General features: G+C 43.5%; 15 protein-coding genes and 1 pseudogene. 7 read left to right on the forward strand and 9 right to left on the reverse strand.

Going from position 1 to position 17,789, the window contains the following annotated elements; genetic code table 11:
* The first annotated feature begins 344 nt into the window (after positions 1–344).
* Positions 345–1,661: a TolC family outer membrane protein gene (locus A8140_RS08280; RefSeq protein WP_005530948.1), complete on the forward strand. Its 1,317-nt coding sequence runs from the start codon at positions 345–347 to the stop codon at positions 1,659–1,661.
* Between the two features lies 1 nt (position 1,662).
* Complete coding sequence (locus A8140_RS08285; protein WP_005530949.1) at positions 1,663–2,289, forward strand: OmpA family protein; 627 nt, start codon at positions 1,663–1,665, stop codon at positions 2,287–2,289.
* A 117-nt stretch (positions 2,290–2,406) separates the two neighbouring features.
* Here the strand turns inward: A8140_RS08285 and A8140_RS08290 are convergent, their stop codons facing one another.
* On the reverse strand, positions 2,407–2,931 hold the full coding sequence (locus tag A8140_RS08290; protein WP_005530951.1) for a hypothetical protein: 525 nt from the start codon (positions 2,929–2,931) through the stop codon (positions 2,407–2,409).
* Positions 2,932–3,332: 401 nt separating this feature from the next.
* Between A8140_RS08290 and A8140_RS08295 the strand changes: the two genes are divergently transcribed.
* From A8140_RS08295 to A8140_RS08310, 4 genes are all read left to right on the forward strand, one after another.
* On the forward strand, positions 3,333–4,643 hold the full coding sequence (locus A8140_RS08295; RefSeq protein ID WP_005530954.1) for a TolC family outer membrane protein: 1,311 nt from the start codon (positions 3,333–3,335) through the stop codon (positions 4,641–4,643).
* A gap of 3 nt (positions 4,644–4,646) precedes the next feature.
* On the forward strand, positions 4,647–5,261 hold the full coding sequence (locus A8140_RS08300) for an OmpA family protein (RefSeq protein ID WP_005530956.1): 615 nt from the start codon (positions 4,647–4,649) through the stop codon (positions 5,259–5,261).
* Between the two features lie 112 nt (positions 5,262–5,373).
* On the forward strand, positions 5,374–5,727 hold the full coding sequence (locus A8140_RS08305) for a DUF2750 domain-containing protein (protein ID WP_005426565.1): 354 nt from the start codon (positions 5,374–5,376) through the stop codon (positions 5,725–5,727).
* 189 nt (positions 5,728–5,916) lie between these two features.
* Positions 5,917–7,884, forward strand: a complete 1,968-nt coding sequence (locus A8140_RS08310; RefSeq protein WP_005530959.1) for a tetratricopeptide repeat-containing diguanylate cyclase — start codon at positions 5,917–5,919, stop codon at positions 7,882–7,884.
* On the opposite strand, the gene queC is transcribed toward A8140_RS08310, so the two are convergent.
* Both queC and queE read right to left on the reverse strand, forming a co-directional pair.
* The gene (gene queC / locus A8140_RS08315) at positions 7,841–8,539 is read right to left on the reverse strand and encodes a 7-cyano-7-deazaguanine synthase QueC (protein WP_005530961.1); all 699 of its coding nucleotides are present in this window, start codon (positions 8,537–8,539) and stop codon (positions 7,841–7,843) included. The two genes, A8140_RS08310 and queC, sit on opposite strands and share 44 nt — an antisense overlap.
* Positions 8,540–8,553: 14 nt before the next feature.
* A complete protein-coding gene (gene queE / locus A8140_RS08320) occupies positions 8,554–9,204 on the reverse strand; it encodes a 7-carboxy-7-deazaguanine synthase QueE (RefSeq protein WP_005530964.1) in 651 nt (216 codons plus the stop codon).
* 164 nt (positions 9,205–9,368) lie between these two features.
* Between queE and A8140_RS08325 the strand changes: the two genes are divergently transcribed.
* On the forward strand, positions 9,369–10,175 hold the full coding sequence (locus A8140_RS08325) for a Cof-type HAD-IIB family hydrolase (RefSeq protein ID WP_005530966.1): 807 nt from the start codon (positions 9,369–9,371) through the stop codon (positions 10,173–10,175).
* 49 nt (positions 10,176–10,224) lie between these two features.
* On the opposite strand, the gene A8140_RS08330 is transcribed toward A8140_RS08325, so the two are convergent.
* The 6 genes and pseudogenes from A8140_RS08330 to A8140_RS08355 all read right to left on the reverse strand — a co-directional run bounded on the left by A8140_RS08330 (position 10,225) and on the right by A8140_RS08355 (position 17,741).
* Positions 10,225–10,734 carry a hypothetical protein gene (locus A8140_RS08330; protein ID WP_005530968.1) on the reverse strand — a complete coding sequence of 170 codons (510 nt, stop codon included), beginning with the start codon at positions 10,732–10,734 and terminating at the stop codon, positions 10,225–10,227.
* Positions 10,735–10,747: 13 nt separating this feature from the next.
* Positions 10,748–12,799, reverse strand: a complete 2,052-nt coding sequence (locus A8140_RS08335) for an LruC domain-containing protein (protein WP_414826149.1) — start codon at positions 12,797–12,799, stop codon at positions 10,748–10,750.
* A 396-nt stretch (positions 12,800–13,195) separates the two neighbouring features.
* Positions 13,196–14,638 (reverse strand): bifunctional NUDIX hydrolase/phosphatase PAP2 family protein, encoded by a 1,443-nt coding sequence (locus A8140_RS08340; RefSeq protein WP_005530972.1) that lies wholly within the window; start codon positions 14,636–14,638, stop codon positions 13,196–13,198.
* A 307-nt stretch (positions 14,639–14,945) separates the two neighbouring features.
* A pseudogene (locus tag A8140_RS08345) lies at positions 14,946–15,110 on the reverse strand (trypsin-like serine protease); the annotation flags it as partial.
* Between the two features lie 107 nt (positions 15,111–15,217).
* On the reverse strand, positions 15,218–15,700 hold the full coding sequence (locus A8140_RS08350) for a GNAT family N-acetyltransferase (RefSeq protein WP_005530977.1): 483 nt from the start codon (positions 15,698–15,700) through the stop codon (positions 15,218–15,220).
* 160 nt (positions 15,701–15,860) lie between these two features.
* Positions 15,861–17,741, reverse strand: coding sequence for a propionyl-CoA synthetase (locus tag A8140_RS08355; RefSeq protein WP_005530979.1), 1,881 nt, complete (start codon positions 17,739–17,741; stop codon positions 15,861–15,863).
* Between the last annotated feature and the right edge of the window lie 48 nt (positions 17,742–17,789).

Below are 17,789 nucleotides of genomic sequence, written 5' to 3' on the forward strand. Positions count from 1 at the left end.
ATAGTTTAGTCAAAATCATTTCTTTTTCGCTGTACGTAAGGGCGTCAGAGTGTAGAGAAACCCAAGGTGCGGGGTTTGCCTTACATGAACGTTAAAATACGGAGAAGGACGCTATGGTATTAAGAATTCTGACTTTTCTTCAAAAAGGAACCTGCAAACAAATGAGCAACATCTGTCATATGTGCTAAGGTCTTATAAGGCGAGTCACTGTATTTTCTGAATAAAAGCCTAGGGTTAGCAGGACGTTGATTATTTAATCTAACGACAGCTGTTATTTGTGTTGTTTTGTCTCATTAGCGAGATGAAATATTAAGAAGCAATACCAAATTTCTAGGAGAATCACCGTGAAATGGAATCGATTAAAAATAGCTTGTTGCTGTAGTTTGATATTATCTCCATCCGTTCTCGGTCAAACTTTAGAGCAAGCGGTCGCACTTACACTAAAAAATAATCCTGACATAAAAAGTGCATTTAACGAGTTCAACAGCAGAAAGTATGTAAAGGAAGCGGCATCCGGTGCATACCTGCCTTCAATCGACCTTGATGCTGGAATTGGCTACGAAGGCTTGGACCCATCTGATGAAGGCGGTCGAGGGGATACTGGTTACACAAGGAAAGAGGCATCGGTGACTTTAACCCAATTAATTTGGGACGGGAGCGCGACACTCAACGATATCGACCGAACGGCTGCTGATGCTGAATCCGTAAGGTTTCAACTCTTAGCAGACGCGTCTGATACTGCACTTGAAGTAACGAGCGTTTATTTAGATGCGGTTAAAGCTTATGAAATTCTAACACTTTCCGAAAATAATCTAGCAGTACATAAGAAAATTTATGCGGACATTAAGAAGCGGGTAAACTCAGGGATTGGTTCAACCGCGGATTTAACACAAGTTGAAGCGCGTCTAGCAAAGGCACACGGAAACCTAGCCGCCGCACAAAACAATCTATTCGATTCGCATACTATGTTCACTCGGCTTGTTGGGCAGACTCCGCAAGGATTGATATTCCCGAGAGCTGATGAGAACTTTCTTCCGTACACAATCGATGATGCTATTGGCTTAGCCTTCGAGGTACATCCTGTGATTCAAGTGGCGCTTGCTGATGTAGACTCAGCCAAATTCCAGTACAAGCAATCTAAAGGGGTCAACTACCCTACGCTTTCAATTGAGGCATCTCAAACTTGGCGTGATGATGCCGATGGATTGAAAGGCAGAAGCGACGAGACACTCGCTATGCTTAGACTCCGTTACAACTTATATAATGGCGGCAGTGATGCAGCCAACTCCGAAAACTTTGCCTACCAACTGAATAAAGCAAAAGACTTACGTGAAGGCGCCTATCAAAATGTGGAAGAAGGATTAAGGCTTTCCTGGAGTGCATTGGACTTAACTTTACAACAAAAAGAGTTCTTGTCTGACCATGTTGACTCTGCAGCCAAAACGGTTATTGCCTACGAGAAACAATATCGTATTGGCAAGCGAACATTATTAGACTTACTCAACACGGAAAACGAACTCTTCGAAGCACGTAAAGATTATTTGGATGCGAAGTACGCTGAACAGTACGCAAAATACCGCGTAATGAACGCAACTGGACAACTGCTTAACTCATTGCGTATCGACATCCCGCAAGAGTGGCTAGAGAAAGTGGAGTATTAATATGAAGATAATACCTATTTTGTTTATGGTTTGTTTGATTTCAGCATGCAGTGGCTCTAACTCGAATAGAGAAACGGGCGACGAATATGAATACATAGAGACTCCCAATGCAGATCAGATCGCCGATTTGATCGATGATGACGGTGATGGTGTTATCAATGCGCGAGATCTTTGCCCGGGAACTCCTGAGGGCTCAGAAATTGACAACGATGGTTGTGGAAAATACGCTAAGTCTTCTCAGCAAATGAAGATTCGAGTCTTATTTGCTAACGACTCCTCTGCAATTGAACCTGTCTTCGTAAATCAAATCAGTGACCTTTCCAACTTCCTAAAAGAATACCCTACTACATCAATCGAACTACAAGGTTATACAAGTATCACTGGTACAGACGAATATAACCTTGCACTTTCAAAACGACGAGCCGAAAGTGTGAGGCAAGAATTAATTAATAACGGTATCTCTCCTGAGCGTTTACGTATCGTCGGATTTGGAGAAACCAATCTTGCATCTCAGGGCACGGACGAAACCAGCCACGCACTTAACCGCAGGGTAACCGCTACCGTAGTTGGCTATAAAGGTGAAATTGAGAAAGAGTGGACGATTTTCACAACGCTGCCTAAGAGTTAGTGTTGTTAGTTTAAATGCCAAAGACAAAGGTCTAGCATACTGCTAGACCTTTTTGTTTAAGTGGATTTAAGGCAATCGGAAGCAGTACTTTCTCTCCTTCCGTTTGGTGAATAATAACTACGTGATGTCATTATTGATTTTTAGCAGGTCGTTAAGGATGGCGGAACCACCTGCTGGAGACAAAGAACCGTCGATTAAGAGCTCACTGTATTGATTAGAGCCACCCTCAATCACGACTTTTTGGCTCGACGAACCATCTGATTCAGAAATCGTTAGAATCAGGTTATCACCATTGGCTTCAAGACCAATCTCGTTATTAGCCAATAAAGAGTCGACAGCCTCACTCGCCTGCAAGCTTGAGCCATAGCTTTGACCTGCTGCCGAGGCAAACTCATCGCAAAGTTGGGTAGGATCTTGTCCAGCCTCTAACGCTCCAAGAATTTGGGCGACATCACCCGATACGTCTTGTACACCGTTCTCTTTTACAAGCTGGACATTTAAACCAATTGGCTCGGCATCATTACGCGCGACCATCACTTCACCTTGTAATGGTTGTTCATTTTCAATAAGTGTACGCAGCTTTCCATCCAAACCTACTACAACTAATTGCCCACCAAATGACACTAAGGATGTACGATCCATATAAACCCCTGACCTAAAATTACCGTCAACATTTTGACCAATGATACTTATTTTTTATATCTTGCCCCAATACATTGATGAATAACAGGGTATTAACACTTAATTACAACTTATACATCACATAAAATGTATGCCGATACTGATAATTACATTTGGAATACGCATCACTATCATACGGAACACAATCCCATTTAAATGATTGATAAGTGTGATATCAATTCAAATTTTCAATGTTGTTTATCTTTAAAATTCATATCTATTTACACATGCATCTCAATAGCAACCAGTTACATAGTTGATTGTTAATGCCTATGTGCGTTAGATTATTGACGCTTATAGGGGTCAATCAATTCATAAGAATAATTTCTCACCTCTGATATTACTTAATTAGGAGAATCACAGTGAAGTGGACTCGTGCCAACGCCTTTTGCTTAGGTGTGCTCGCGACTAGCCCTGTTTTTGGGCAAACTTTAGAGCAAGCAGTAGAAAATGCGCTTAAGACAAACCCTGACATTAAAAGTGCGTTTAATGAATTCGTGAGTAAGCAGTATGTGAATGAAGCCTCGAGCGGCGCTTACCTCCCTTCGGTAGATCTTGATGCCGGAATTGGGTACGAAGGTATTAACCCAGCAGAATCTGGTAGAGAGTCAACCGATCTGACTCGAAAAGAGGCTACCGTTACGCTCACTCAGTTGATTTGGGATGGCTCTGCGACACTAAACGATATTGATAGAACGGCTGCAGATGCTGAATCTGTGCGATTTCAGTTGCTTGCAGATGCTCAAGACACTGCACTTGAAGTTTCTAAAGTATATTTAGACGCGGTTAAAGCATACGAAATTTTAACGCTTTCGGAGAACAACCTGAAAGTGCATAAAAAAATCTACCAAGACATCAAAAAACGGGTTGATTCTGGTATTGGCTCAACGGCAGACTTAACACAAGTAGAGGCACGTTTAGCTAAAGCGCACGGAAACCTAGCCGCTGCGCAAAATAACCTGTTCGACAGCCACACTATGTTTACTCGTATTGTTGGTCAAACACCCCAAGGCTTGATATTTCCTCGTGCAGATCAAAACTTCATCCCTTACACAATAGATGATGCGATCGACTTGGCATTTCAAACTCATCCTGTCATTCAAATTTCAATGGCAGATGTGGATTCTGCGAAGTTCCAATATAAGCAATCGAAAGGCACTTACTTCCCAACACTGTCTGTTGAAGCTGCACAAACGTGGCGAGATGATGCTGGAGGTATTGAAGGTCGTGGTGATGAAACGACAGCCATGCTCCGTATGCGCTACAACCTATTTAATGGTGGCAGTGACGCAGCCAACGCCGAGAGCTTTGCTTACCAGTTAAATAAAGCGAAAGATCTGCGCGAACGTGCTTATCGCAATGTTGAAGAAGGTTTGAGACTATCTTGGAGTGCTTTGGACCTTACTCAACAACAGAAGCAGTTCTTGTCTGATCACGTTGATTCTGCATCTCAAACCGTTATAGCGTATGAAAAACAATACCGTATCGGTAAGCGCACCCTACTCGACTTGTTAAACACCGAAAACGAACTTTTTGAAGCTCGTAAAGACTATTTAGATGCAAAATACGCCGAGCAATACGCCAAGTATCGAGTCATGAACGCGACAGGTCAGTTACTCAACGCATTACGTGTTGATGTCCCAACCGAGTGGAATCAGAAGGTGGAGTACTAAAACATGAAAGCAACAAAGATTCTGTTAGCACTAGGCGTTATGCTAGCTTCTCATCATGTAACCGCTGAAGATAAATATGAGTACACAGAGACTCCGAAAGCCGAGCAAATTGCAGACCTTCAAGATGATGATAATGACGGTGTAATCAACGCTCGTGATCTGTGCCCAGGTACACCAACAACATCGGAGATCGACAATGATGGCTGTGGTGAGTACATAAAGTCGTCTGAAAAGATGGAAGTACGCGTACTCTTCGCGAATGATTCGGACGAAATTGACCCCGTATTCCGTCGTCAAATTCGTGAGTTGTCTGAATTCCTAAAAGAATACCCTAGCACATCCATTGAATTGCAAGGCTATGCAAGCAAAGTAGGTGGTTCAGAGCACAACTTAGACTTATCAAAGCGCAGAGCAAACAACGTTCGTGCCGCGCTGCTTGGATATGGTATCGAGTCAGATAGAGTCCGCATTGTCGGATTTGGTGATACACACCTCGCCGAACAAGGCACAGACGAAGTGAGTCATGCGCTCAACCGACGAGTGACTGCATCTGTAATCGGTTATAAGGGCGAGATAAAGAAAGAATGGACGATTTTCACCGCCCTACCAAAAAGTTAATTTAAGGAGCTTCGACTCCTTTTCTTTTTTCACTCTCTGGAAACCGTATTATGCTTTAGGAATCGACGCTTTAGTGTTAATCTAGCCGCGTCATAACAATGAGAGTTTTGAAATGAGCAAACTTACAACAGATATCCAAGCAAACCTTGACCTTTTCGTTGCAGAAACGAAAGAAAACCAACTGGTTTGGGGTCTACGCAATGAAGAAGGTTGGCTATCTTGCGATTCAACTGAGTTCGAAAACAGCGAAGTCATGCCTTTTTGGTCAGCGAAAGAAGACGCACAAGCGCATAACGTTGAAGAATGGGCAGATTTCGAAGTACTAGAAATTCCTCTAGATATCTTTGTTGAAGATTGGCTTCTAACTCTTGCTGAAGATGGCGTTCTTGTTGGTACAAACTGGAACGCACAGTTGGAAGGCAAAGAGGTTGAACCTCAAGACCTAGCGAAACTGTACGTAGGCTAATTCTCCAAGACCTCAGCACCGCGCTGAGGTCTTTCTTCATTACTTACCTTTTCTATGTAAAGCTCGACCGAGCGCATATTTTTCTTCATCCCAATATCTATACCCTTCGGTTTTTGTCACAATGACTCGCACCCAATTGGTATATCATACTGAACAAAGAATATAAAAATAACATAAGGTTACATCACTATGCGTACGCTGCTTTCTTTGCTTGCATCCCTATTTCTAGGAAGCCAAGCAAACGCAAGTGACACTCAAAATATCACGCAATGGCATGCTGTCTATCAAGCAACGATGAAAACGAATTCAAAGTCTGCGCTTAGTATGCTTCAGGATCGATATCATACGGCAGACTCCAATAGCGAAAAGCTTTACGTCAGTGGATTGATCTATGAGTACATGTCAAACATCGACCAGCCCTACTACGGCAGCAGCCAAATCTTAGAAAATCACTTTGCCAAGCTAGAGTCGAAATACATCCTTGCGCTTTCAGAAAGAAAAAGTGGCGACTACGACACTTCCGTAGACATCTTTACCTCACTTTTGCAAAGCGCTAAACAACATAAAGATGAAGAAACGAAAGCACTAATGAACTATCAACTGTGCTACACATTGAACCAGCAAGGACAATACCACAAGGCAAACTTCTTTTGCTCTTCATTGAACAAGCACCTAAATCGCGACCATCAAGAGAGCATTCCTGCCGACCTAGCGTTACGCGTGATCGCTAACAACTTTGATTTGCGAGGTGAGTATGAGGTCGCTTTACGTTTATACCGCCGTTTATTAACGGAAATGCCTCCTCAAAGCGACCCTACAGGTGTCTACAACGATGTAGGAAACTTACTGAGTGAGCTGGGCCAATACAAACAGTCTGAACAATATCTAATACAAGCACTATTAGCTCGTCAGTTAGATGCTCCACCTTTACAAGTGGCACAGGTCGAACACAGCTTGGCATCAATGTACAGTCGATCTTCAAACTACGCAAAAGCAATAAGCCATTATAAAAATGCACTCACTTTACTTGCTGAGATGGATTATCCATATGGTAAAGGCCTTACCTATCTTGGTCTTGGGTCTGCTTATGTAAATTCCGGAGACCTAAAAAGCGCAGTTCCGCATATTAAGAAGGCGCTAGAATTAGGCGAAGAGTATGACAACGAAAGATTACAAACCGAAAGTCATCTTGCAGCTGGCTTTGCTTACTTAAAGCACAACGTTTTAGACAAAGCACTTCAACATGGTGAACTTGCTTTGGCACTCGCGAATAAAAACGCAACGACCGCGCTACAAGCGAAAGCTCAGTTACTCTTGTCTCAGGCATATCAGAAACTAGATGACAATTCCGCTGCCCTTTCTCATTACCAAGAGTACGCTAAATTAGAGTTGGCGAACCGCGATGACAGCAATGTTAAAGCAATTGAAGCGTTGGATTTAACCAAGAGTGAGTACGAATATGACTTGCAACTCGTTAAGATCGATAACGAGAGAAACCTAAAACTACTAGAAATTGAAAAGCTTAGTGAACAGCAACGTGCGTACAACTTCATTATTTTCTGCTTACTTACTGTGTTACTCGTCGTACTGTTTGTGCTGCGTAAAACAAAGATAAAATCTCGCTTAGACCGCCTAACTGGTTCATTAAACCGCAGCACCATTATTGAAAAAATAAGAGCTCAAACTGTCAGTGCTCCAGAAGACATGCGATATGTATTGGCATTGATAGATTTGGATCACTTTAAGTTGATTAACGATCAACACGGTCACCCTACTGGGGACTTGGTGTTAAAACACGTATGCAAAGCCATTCAAACTAAGCTAAACAAAGGTGAGTATATTGGGCGTCTGGGAGGAGAAGAGTTTATCTTGTTACTCAAGAATGTTGATGAGATTGATGTGCCATTCCGTATTCAAAGTTTGCATAAAACCATTTCAGAAAAACAGATTAAGAGTGAACAAGGCGATTCACTGAGTGTGACAGCAAGCTTGGCCTATCTTTCCACCTCAAAGCCTTTGAGTAACTTTGATGAACTGTATTCGATATTAGACCAAGCTTTGTATCAATCAAAAAGAAACGGGCATAACGCCGTGATGGATGCTTATAACGAGCCTATTGATCTTCCGACTTCTGTTTTTGAATCAACGACTGCATAACGGCATCTTTGTTGTTCAAGTAATCATCTAAGCCCGCTTTGCGCAGATCGCAAGACGGGCAATCACCACAACCATCACCGATGATGCCGTTGTAACAAGTTAACGTGTTTTCGCGGACAAGTGGCAACGCGTCATATTGATCGGCCAACGCCCACGTTTCTGCTTTGTTCAACCACATCAATGGCGTTTTGATTTCAAACTGACGATCCATGCCTTTAACCAACGCACTGTTCATCGCTTTTACAAAGTCATCACGGCAATCTGGGTAACCACTAAAGTCCGTTTCACAAACACCCGTAATTACCGTTTCTGCGCCAATTTGGTACGCGTAGATACCAGCAAGGGTCAGGAACAAGATGTTGCGGCCAGGAACGAAAGAGTTCGGTAAACCGTTTTCTTGTAGCTCATGTGAAACAGGAATGTCATCACGTGTCAGAGAGCTGATAGCAAGTTCATTCAGTAGACCAACATCCATCACTTTATGTGCAGTGACACCAAGATCTTTCGCGACTTTCTCTGCCACTTCAATCTCCAACTTATGACGCTGACCGTAGTCAAATGTAATAGCATGTACTTCGTCAAACTCTTTTAACGCTTGAACCAGACATGTTGTAGAGTCCTGTCCACCACTGAAAACAACCACTGCTTTTTTCATCTTTCTCTCCGAGCTTAAGCAATACTTAGGTATTTATGAGTTTGAACCGACAGACGCCAGTTGCGAGCAACACAGGTATCAATACACAGTTGGGTCGCACGAGGTTTTTGACTGATAGGCTGAAGTGCGATCACAGTCTTCTCACCGATCTCTGCAGTCGCCAATAACACATCCAGTTGATCGATGTCTTTTTGGGTGCCAACCGGGTGCTTGATTTCATTTGCGCGTTCTAATGCACTTTTGAGTACTGGTAGCTTCCCTTTCATTGCGACCTTCGGTGACACCGTCACCCATGTACTTTCTGAAGTCACCACTTCTGAAGTACCACTGGTTTCAATTTGGCATTGGCAACCCATTTCTTCAAAAGCAGCCGTCAACACACGTAAATCATAAATGCATGGTTCACCACCAGTGATCACAATATGCTTAGCATTGAAGCCCTGCTTTTTGTATTCAGCTACGATGTCTTCCGCCGAGGCGAAACACCAGGTTGGAGAATCTTCTGTTTTCACCAAGATATCGCCGATTTGGCGCTGGTCTTTCTCTTCTGCGTACCAAGTCTGTTTCGTATCGCACCAAGAGCACCCAACCGGACATTCCTGCAAACGTACAAAAACCGCTGGCACACCAGTGAAAACCCCTTCCCCTTGGATGGTTTCAAACATCTCATTTAGCTTATACAACGTAGAACTCACTCAACTCATTATACTTCGAGGCGAAGACCTTAATGGAGAGGCGCACTCAGGTCAATTTAAACCAAAAATAAATTGTTAAAATAGGTTGTTTTGTAGTTTTATACGCAGGTTCCCAATTTTTAAGGTAAGTAAAGATGTACAAACTGATCGCCCTAGACATGGACGGTACGCTGTTAAATAGCGAGAAAGTCATTTCTGAAGAGAACAAACAAGCGATTGCTAAAGCTCGTGAAGCGGGTGTTACTGTAGTCCTTGCCTCAGGCCGCCCTCTGGAAGGAATGCAAGACAAGCTAGACGAGTTGAACATCGACTCGGACAAAGACTTCGTTCTGTACTATAACGGCTCAATGGTGAAGAATATTGGTACGAACGAAATCATCCACCAGCAAATCATCGATGGCAAAGCGGCGAAGAAGATCGCTCGTAAAGCACGAGAACTTGGCGCTTATGTTCACGCATTCAGCCAAGAGCACGGCCTAATCACGGAAGAAAGCAACCCTTACACAGACATTGAAGCGAAAATCAACGGTCTTGAAATTACCGAAATGAACTTCGACGCTCTAGAAGATGATCACGGGATCATTAAAGCGATGATGGTTGCAGAACCAAGCAAACTGACTGAAGTTATCGCGGCGTTACCTGCGGAATTAAAAGAAGAGTTTACGGTAGTGCAAAGCGCGCCTTTCTTCTTAGAATTTTTAAACCCGTCAAGCAACAAAGGTATCGGTGTTTCTGCGATCGCTGAATACTTGGGTATCGAAGCTGAAGAAGTGATTTGCATGGGTGATGCAGAAAACGATCACCATATGCTTGAATACGCAGGCCTCGGTATTGCTATGGCGAATGCGATGGAAGAGACCAAACGTATCGCAAACTATATTGCCGAAAGCAATGATGACCACGGTGTCGCTAAATCAATCGAGAAGTTTGTTCTTAGCTAAAAATTAAAAAGGCCGAGCATTAATTGCTCGGCCTCTATCGTTCACGAGATTATAACTGTGCACTCGCGACACCATCAACAACATCGACTTTTTTCTTTATCACTGCGTCTAAGTCCTCTGGGTACCAAACCTCAACCCAAATAGCTGTTTGATGATTAGGTAACATCACAACACCATTGTAAGATTCGCCGTTTGTAACAGGCGTTCTTATTACCTGAGAATTATAATCAACCGTACCATCGGACATATCAGTGTATACCGATAGAAAACCACGAGAGTACTGACTATTGGCGACAGATAACTCGACTTTAACTTCTCTTTCAGATTTGAAGTCAAAGTCTTCAGGTACCACAAGGTTAGCAGTAATTCCGGTTGGCTTTTCATCTTGTGCTTGGTCGTCATCCTCTTGAGGTTGTTGATCATCATTTTCAACTTGATCATCATCTTGAGTAACGCCCGCTGGCGGTGTAGACGAACCAGAGCCTGAGTCATCACCTCCTCCACATCCAAAGACGAAGAGAATTGCTAGGACGCTTACTATCCAGTTACGTATTTTCATAATATCCTCCTCATTAATCCGCTGTTGTCCAAGTGTTGCTAGCATCTGGGTTGTTATACCAAGTTGGTTTTGATGAACCACCAGATTCAGCCCACTCCGCAAAGTCAGGATAAGCAATACTTACATCAATGTACTCTGAAGGATGGTTCCAACTTGAAGGGATAATAATCCCCCACGGAAGATTGCCACTGGTACGGTAGTATTTACTGGTTGCAGCATCAGAATCATCATCTGCAGTACCATAGAACCCACTGACCGAGGTACCTCTTGACGTAGGTGCAAAGTCCGCGGTGTGAATCTCTATATCTTTGCCTGGAGGAGTGGTGAAACTATCACCATGGTAACCACCACCGGCGAAGATAAATGGGTCAAAACCACTTAATGTAGGGAAAGAAGAAACTGATGGCTCAGAGCCTGATTTGAACGGTAGAGAAATACTGAATGTCATCTCTGTTGATTCAAGACTTATGCTACAGCTTGGATTGGTTCGGTGGAAACCACACTCAGGGTTAATCGGAATATCACCTTTCAAGTTAGTAGATGCAACTACAACAAGATCCCCTCCAGGAGATGCGACCGATTTGTCTTCACCTGTAAATGGAGAGATGTTACTTCTTGTCACACCATTCTTAGTCACTCTCGCCGTGTCAAGATTTACATCACTTTCAGAGAAACCTTCCAACTTCCAAGCTAGACCGTTTTTATACGAAGCACCGTAAGCAGTTACTGTACCTTCTATATCAAAACGTAGTACATTGCCGTCTTTGATTACCAGCTTAGAACGGTAATAAGTCACTACGTCATTAAGGTCAAAGTCTCCCATTTCAGGCCAGTTATCTTCAAACGCAGCAGTGTAGTAGTCCGAAGTCTGTATAGTTGTACCTGGGTCTGTCACATCGAAAACATAATCCTCAACCTCACCATCACCAGCGTAACCGTCGCTAGGTAAATTGACTAAGCTTGAAACCCTGAATCGTGTTTGCACGTTACCAATCAATGCATCATCGTTTACACGCACAGGAACGACATTGGCACCCGTAGTAACCGCGTGATTCAGAATAATTTGCTCGTCTGCATCAAAACTACCATTCATGTCCCAATCGGCCCAACCCTGAAGATAACCAGTACCAACAACGGTAACGTTAATGAGAGAATCAAGACCTTTTTCAAAGTTAGTCAGAAGCGTAACGCCATCATCATCGTCACCGAGCGCGTCGAAGTCATCACCTGTTGACGCTGCGTTTGGCTGCCCGTCGCTTTCTGCATCGATGCTACTACCCATAAACAAAGATGTAGTCACAGCATGCTGCGCACCGTTGTTTGCCAGTAAAGTACCATAACTATCGGGAGCGTCACCAAAGTCGAACTCATCGTTGGTTTCCGTTGGGTTGGTAAAGCCTGATAACTCCCAGTTCCCGTCAAAGGCTGAAAAAATGGCGTTTGGGAAAGGAGAACTCGCGGATGTCTCTGTTTCGAACTGAAGCGTGACTGTTGATGAGTTTTTATACACAAGCTTGACCGCACCAGATGTATTCGCTTCATCAAAGTTGGTGCCAGGACCTGTGAAGAGCACCGAGCCGTCAGCCTCTTCGACTGCGGTTAAGCTTGCTGCTGCTGTACCCGTTTGATAGCTGTAGAACCCTTCACTCTTGAAAACTCTAAGTTGTTCAGATTGAACCGACTCACCATCAATATCGTAACCAATAAACTCAAACTCAGGAATAACGTAAGGGACAGAAAATGTTCCGCTCAAGGCTCCAGTGCCATCGAAGAATTCAAATTTATAGACGAGACCTGCTGAACCAGCGGAATTGACTGTGTATAAAAAGCCGATATCACCGTTGGGCTCGGATGAAGTTGTCTGCTTGTAATTTGGAGTGTGGAATAAAAAGGTCGCATCCCCAAATGTGTTACTGGACACTTTGGCATCAATGGTTTTGCCATCATGCGTACCGACATTAATAAAGTGCATGTCTGCGCCACTGTAGCTTGGCCCCAATTGCGCATCAGTGCCGTCAGTCGCCTCCTGATGATTAGAAAAGTCGAGATCGACAGTTTCGCTCATCACGTTAGGACTAATGACACCCAGTAGACAAGCGAGCGTAATATTGTATTTCGCTATCATAATTTGTCTCTCTTAGTTGATGTGGATCATGATAAATGCATAAATCCGTTTTGCATGACATCCAACAACCAGCAAAAGCTTCTCAGTTTTGTGCAAGCTAAAAATGCAACAGATTTCCTACATATTCACTGAAAGCAAATATGACGCCAATTATCACCTAAGAATTAAAACCTTATAAGTCATAGCTTTAATTAAACCCACCAAGTAACACGACACAAATGTTACTTTGACTCTTTATTTGAATTGCATTTTAAAATTAAGATTTGGTCTAGAGTTCATATCAAAAACAAAAAAGCCCCGCACATTGCGGGGCCTCTTTATTTGGGGAGTAGCTGGCTATTGTTTGGCTACATCAATCTCACTTTCTGTGATGAGTTTTCTTGATAAAATCACAAAAATAATCATTAACAGTGGATAGTGGAACGTGTTGAACACTAATGACCAGAATCCACTGAATGAAACCGTCGTGCCTAGATACAAATAAAGTTGCTCAACAAGCAACAGAGCGAGAATCACAAAAAGCATTTGCTGGCGTTCAAATCGAATTTCAGACTCTTTAAACGTCATCACCAACGCAGAAGCAGTAATCAGTATAGCCAACCAATTCGTAAACACAGGCAATGGCCAAATTACTGAGATAACGGCAGTAATTGCTGTCATCGTGAACCAAACACTCTTTGAGCTCAGTAACTTATCAACATCCACATCAGGATTGCTTTCTAGACGCAGCACATGCCATGCAACTAACACACCTAACACCGCGCCGATGAACATGTCCAAGATAAAGGCGGTTCCAAGGAAGAACTTACACGCCATCACCGTTAGCGTAACTAAAGCGACAGACAGAGTGATTCGGTTTAGACCAAAACTATTGGTTCTTTGAAACAAAAACGTCATAACACAAAACCACACTGCAATAGGCAAGCTTGGGCAGCTAAAACCGAAGCTCTGCGTTAACTCCGCCATCGGCATATAAACGTGTGGGCGAGGCAATGAAAAGCCTTGCTGCGCGACTAAAACCATTAAAGAGGTTGCCGTCACCGCAAAAAATAAACGATACACGAAACGACTATCAAACTTCATCATTACGAATGGGAACAGAAACAGCAAGAATGTTGGACTACTTAAGCCCGTAATCATATCTGCGACTTCACAAGCCATCTCGCGGCTGGATTCAGAAAATGACCCAACCCAACTTTGGAGATCAACCATCCAAGACAACTCCGCTTGGCGAAAGCTCGTCGCTGACTCTATAAGTTGATCGACATATACAACTGGTTGGTCTGTTGCGTGCGAATAAAAGCCCGCTACATCTGCCCATTGTGTAGGATAACGATACAGTGATGCCGCCATGTTACTCGGTTCAACCAACATAGCGGATGCAACCTCGACACCATAATGCGGCGCAAACCATATAGGTAGCTCATTTCCGTCTAACGAGTTGGTCCTCGAGAAAGCGATCACTTCAGAATCTGAAACACAATCGAAAAATACTGCCGTATCGGTTCTACCCAATTCGTCCCCAACCGTTACGACTAAACCCGTTTCTTCCCAAGTTTCTCGCTGAGCCGCAAGTTTCGGTGATTCTCCTTCGATAATCGTACCGCCAGGAAGTGAGATTTTGTTCGTCAATATTTCATGAATAAGTACTAGCTTGTCATCTGCTCGGACAACACAAAGCGCCCCTTTGATGTTTTCAGGAAGAGGGTTAGCGGCAGATGTAGGAGAAATAAACAGTGAAATAGAATACAGGATGAGAAAAAACAACTGTCTCAGCACAAAATACAACCTTACATAAAGAGAAGAATCACAAAGCAATGATGACAGGGTTACTGATATTTTTCGACATAAATTAAGTAACCAGTTGTACATTTGATGCACATATCAAAAAAGACTTTGAGACACTCCACAAAATAGTTCTGACAAAAAACAGACATAACTCGAAATATTGGCTGCGATTTTGCCAGTTATATAAAGTTAACGTCAGGACAATTTACATGGATTTTACTCGTTCTCAGGATTGAAACAATAAAAGAGAGCTTACTACTAACGATAAATAAACTCTCTTTATAGATGTATTACAAGATTACAGCTTCAGCCATGCATCAGTCCAAGCACTGCCCACGCCTGGTTCATAAGCGCTTGGTGTTGAGCCACACCACAAACTGTTTGGCCAAGGCTTAAATTGGTAACTTGCACCGTTATTCGTCACCACGTCCCCTGCAGAATAATTCGTACCTGCTTGATATGCTCTACTGGTTTTATCGATGCCAAAAGCCAAAGCGACTACTGTCAAACCTATCAATTTCATCCATATTAAGTACGAATCACTTACTTACCATCATAATGAGGCATTAATTAACGTTCAGATAACGACTTTCTTAACCAATGAATATGATGCCCAAAACCTTGGTTTTCATAGAGACAAATCGCTGTCTGGTTAAAGTCCCAAACCTCAACAAACATCTGTTTCACTCCATAATCAACGAACGTCGCCTCAATCTTTTCAATCAAGGCTTTTGCAATGCCCTGTTTACGATATTCGGGTAAAACGTACAGCTCATCAACGCTTCCCATCATCACTGGCTTGCTAACCGTAGAAATAAGCTCGCAGAAATGCCCAGATACAAAGCCGATAATCTCATCCTCAACTCTAGCGACATACACCAAACATTCAGGATTATCGAGATAGCGACCAATACTCTTCTCTTGTTCGATTTCTTCTGCGGTTTTGAAAAATTCCGGAGATTGAATGTGGTGCTCATCATGCAGCTCGAACATTAGGTCGTTAAGTTGTTCAAGATCGTCAAAAAGCGCTGGTTTGATTACAAAAGTAGACATAGGAAAAGAAGCCAAAAACAGGAATCCATATAGTGTGTGTTTAAACATGCATTTAGGCAAGCAGGAATACAAAAGCCTCTTGCCGACAAAGCAAGAGGCTCCGGTGTTTGTGCTTGCTCATAGATAACCTAAGGGCGCACTTAATTAAGATCTTACTTAGCTAGCCGCGTTTAAGCACGCGTTCGATTTCGCCTAGACTGGATGGGTCATCAATGGTTGATGGCACCACGTATTGCTCGCCATCGGCTATTTGACGAATGGTTCTTCGCAAAATTTTACCTGAGCGTGTCTTTGGCAAACGATCGACAACCAGCGCATGTTTAAAGCAAGCCACAGCACCAATCTCGCTGCGCACTTTACCCACCAGCTCACCTTCTAGCGTTAGATCATCAATCTTCACACCATCTTTAAGCACCACGAAGCCAAGTGGTAGTTGACCTTTTAACTCATCGTGGATACCGACTACCGCACATTCCGCAATCGCTGGGTGACCGCCCACGATTTCTTCCATTTCGCCGGTAGACAGACGGTGACCTGCAACGTTAATTACGTCATCAATACGACCCATGATAAACAAGTAGCCATCATCATCTAGGTAACCGCCATCTCCCGATACGTAGTAACCCGGAAATTGACTTAGATAACCAGTTTCAAAGCGATCATGGTTGCGCCAGACAGTCGGTAGGCAGCTTGGTGGTAATGGACGTTTCAATGCCACAAAACCTTGCTGATTTGCGCCCACTGGCATGCCCATTTCGTTGAGAATCTCGACCTGATAGCCAGGAATCGGCTTGGTAGCAGAGCCCGCTTTTACCGGCATCATCTCGATACCGGTCGGATTGCCCGCTATAGCCCATCCAGTCTCTGTTTGCCACCAGTGGTCAATGACCGGCTTATCCGCTTTGCTTTCTACCCATTCTAGGGTTGGTGGGTCAAGACGTTCGCCTGCCATAAAAATAGAAACAAGATTGGACAAGTCGTATTGCTTAATGAACTCGCCTTCTGGGTCTTCTTTCTTAATTGCACGGAAAGCGGTTGGCGCGGAGAAAAGCACATCCACTTTGTATTCATCACAAACACGCCAGAATGCACCCGGGTCCGGTGTTCTCACTGGTTTGCCTTCAAATAGAATAGTGGTACAACCATGAATCAGCGGCGCGTACACAATATAGGAGTGACCAACAACCCAGCCCACATCCGATGCTGCCCAGAACACACCATCTTGAGGAATGTTATAAATCGACGTCATCGAATATTTCATCGCCACGGCATGACCGCCATTGTCGCGCACCACGCCTTTTGGTTTCCCTGTTGTGCCAGAAGTATAGAGAATATAAAGAGGATCTGTTGCTAACACAGGGACACACGCATGAGGCAAAGCTTGTGCGTATTCTTGCTGCCAATCTAAATCACGTTCTAGATTAAGTTCGACTTCGCACTGTGGGCGCTGAAGAACAAAGACTTTCTCTGGCTTCCAACGACTATCCATAATGGCTTTATCAACCATAGGTTTGTATGGAATTACCTTATTGATTTCGATGCCACAAGACGCCGTCATGATGACTTTGGGTTCTGCGTCTTCAATTCGAACTGCGAGCTCATTCGGGGCAAAACCGCCAAACACCACCGAGTGAATCGCGCCCAATCGAGCACACGCTAACATCGCCATTGCCGCTTCTGGGATCATCGGCATATAGATGACCACGCGATCGCCTTTGGTGATACCTTGGTTAGAAAGCATACCCGCAATTTTTTCCACTTGGTCGCGCAGAGCTTGATAGCTATAAGATTGTTTTTGCCCCGTCACTGGCGAGTCATAAATCAGTGCGGTTTTCTCGCCTCTCCCTTGATCACAATGATAATCCAACGCGAGCCATGACGTGTTCAACACGCCGTCAGGAAACCAACGTTCAATCCCATGTTCGTCAGCTTGCAAAATGGTATTTGGCGCTTCAAACCAATCAATGTTTTCAGCTTGAGCACGCCAAAAGTTTTCCGGTTCATTTTGTGCCCAAAGGTATTCTTTTTGATATGCAGACATATTGCTTCCTCCAGTATGTCCTGACATTGCTTTTCTTGAGTATCACTA

Origin of the sequence: Vibrio campbellii CAIM 519 = NBRC 15631 = ATCC 25920, assembly GCF_002163755.1 — a bacterium.
In the GTDB taxonomy this organism is placed as follows: Bacteria; Pseudomonadota; Gammaproteobacteria; order Enterobacterales; family Vibrionaceae; genus Vibrio; species Vibrio campbellii.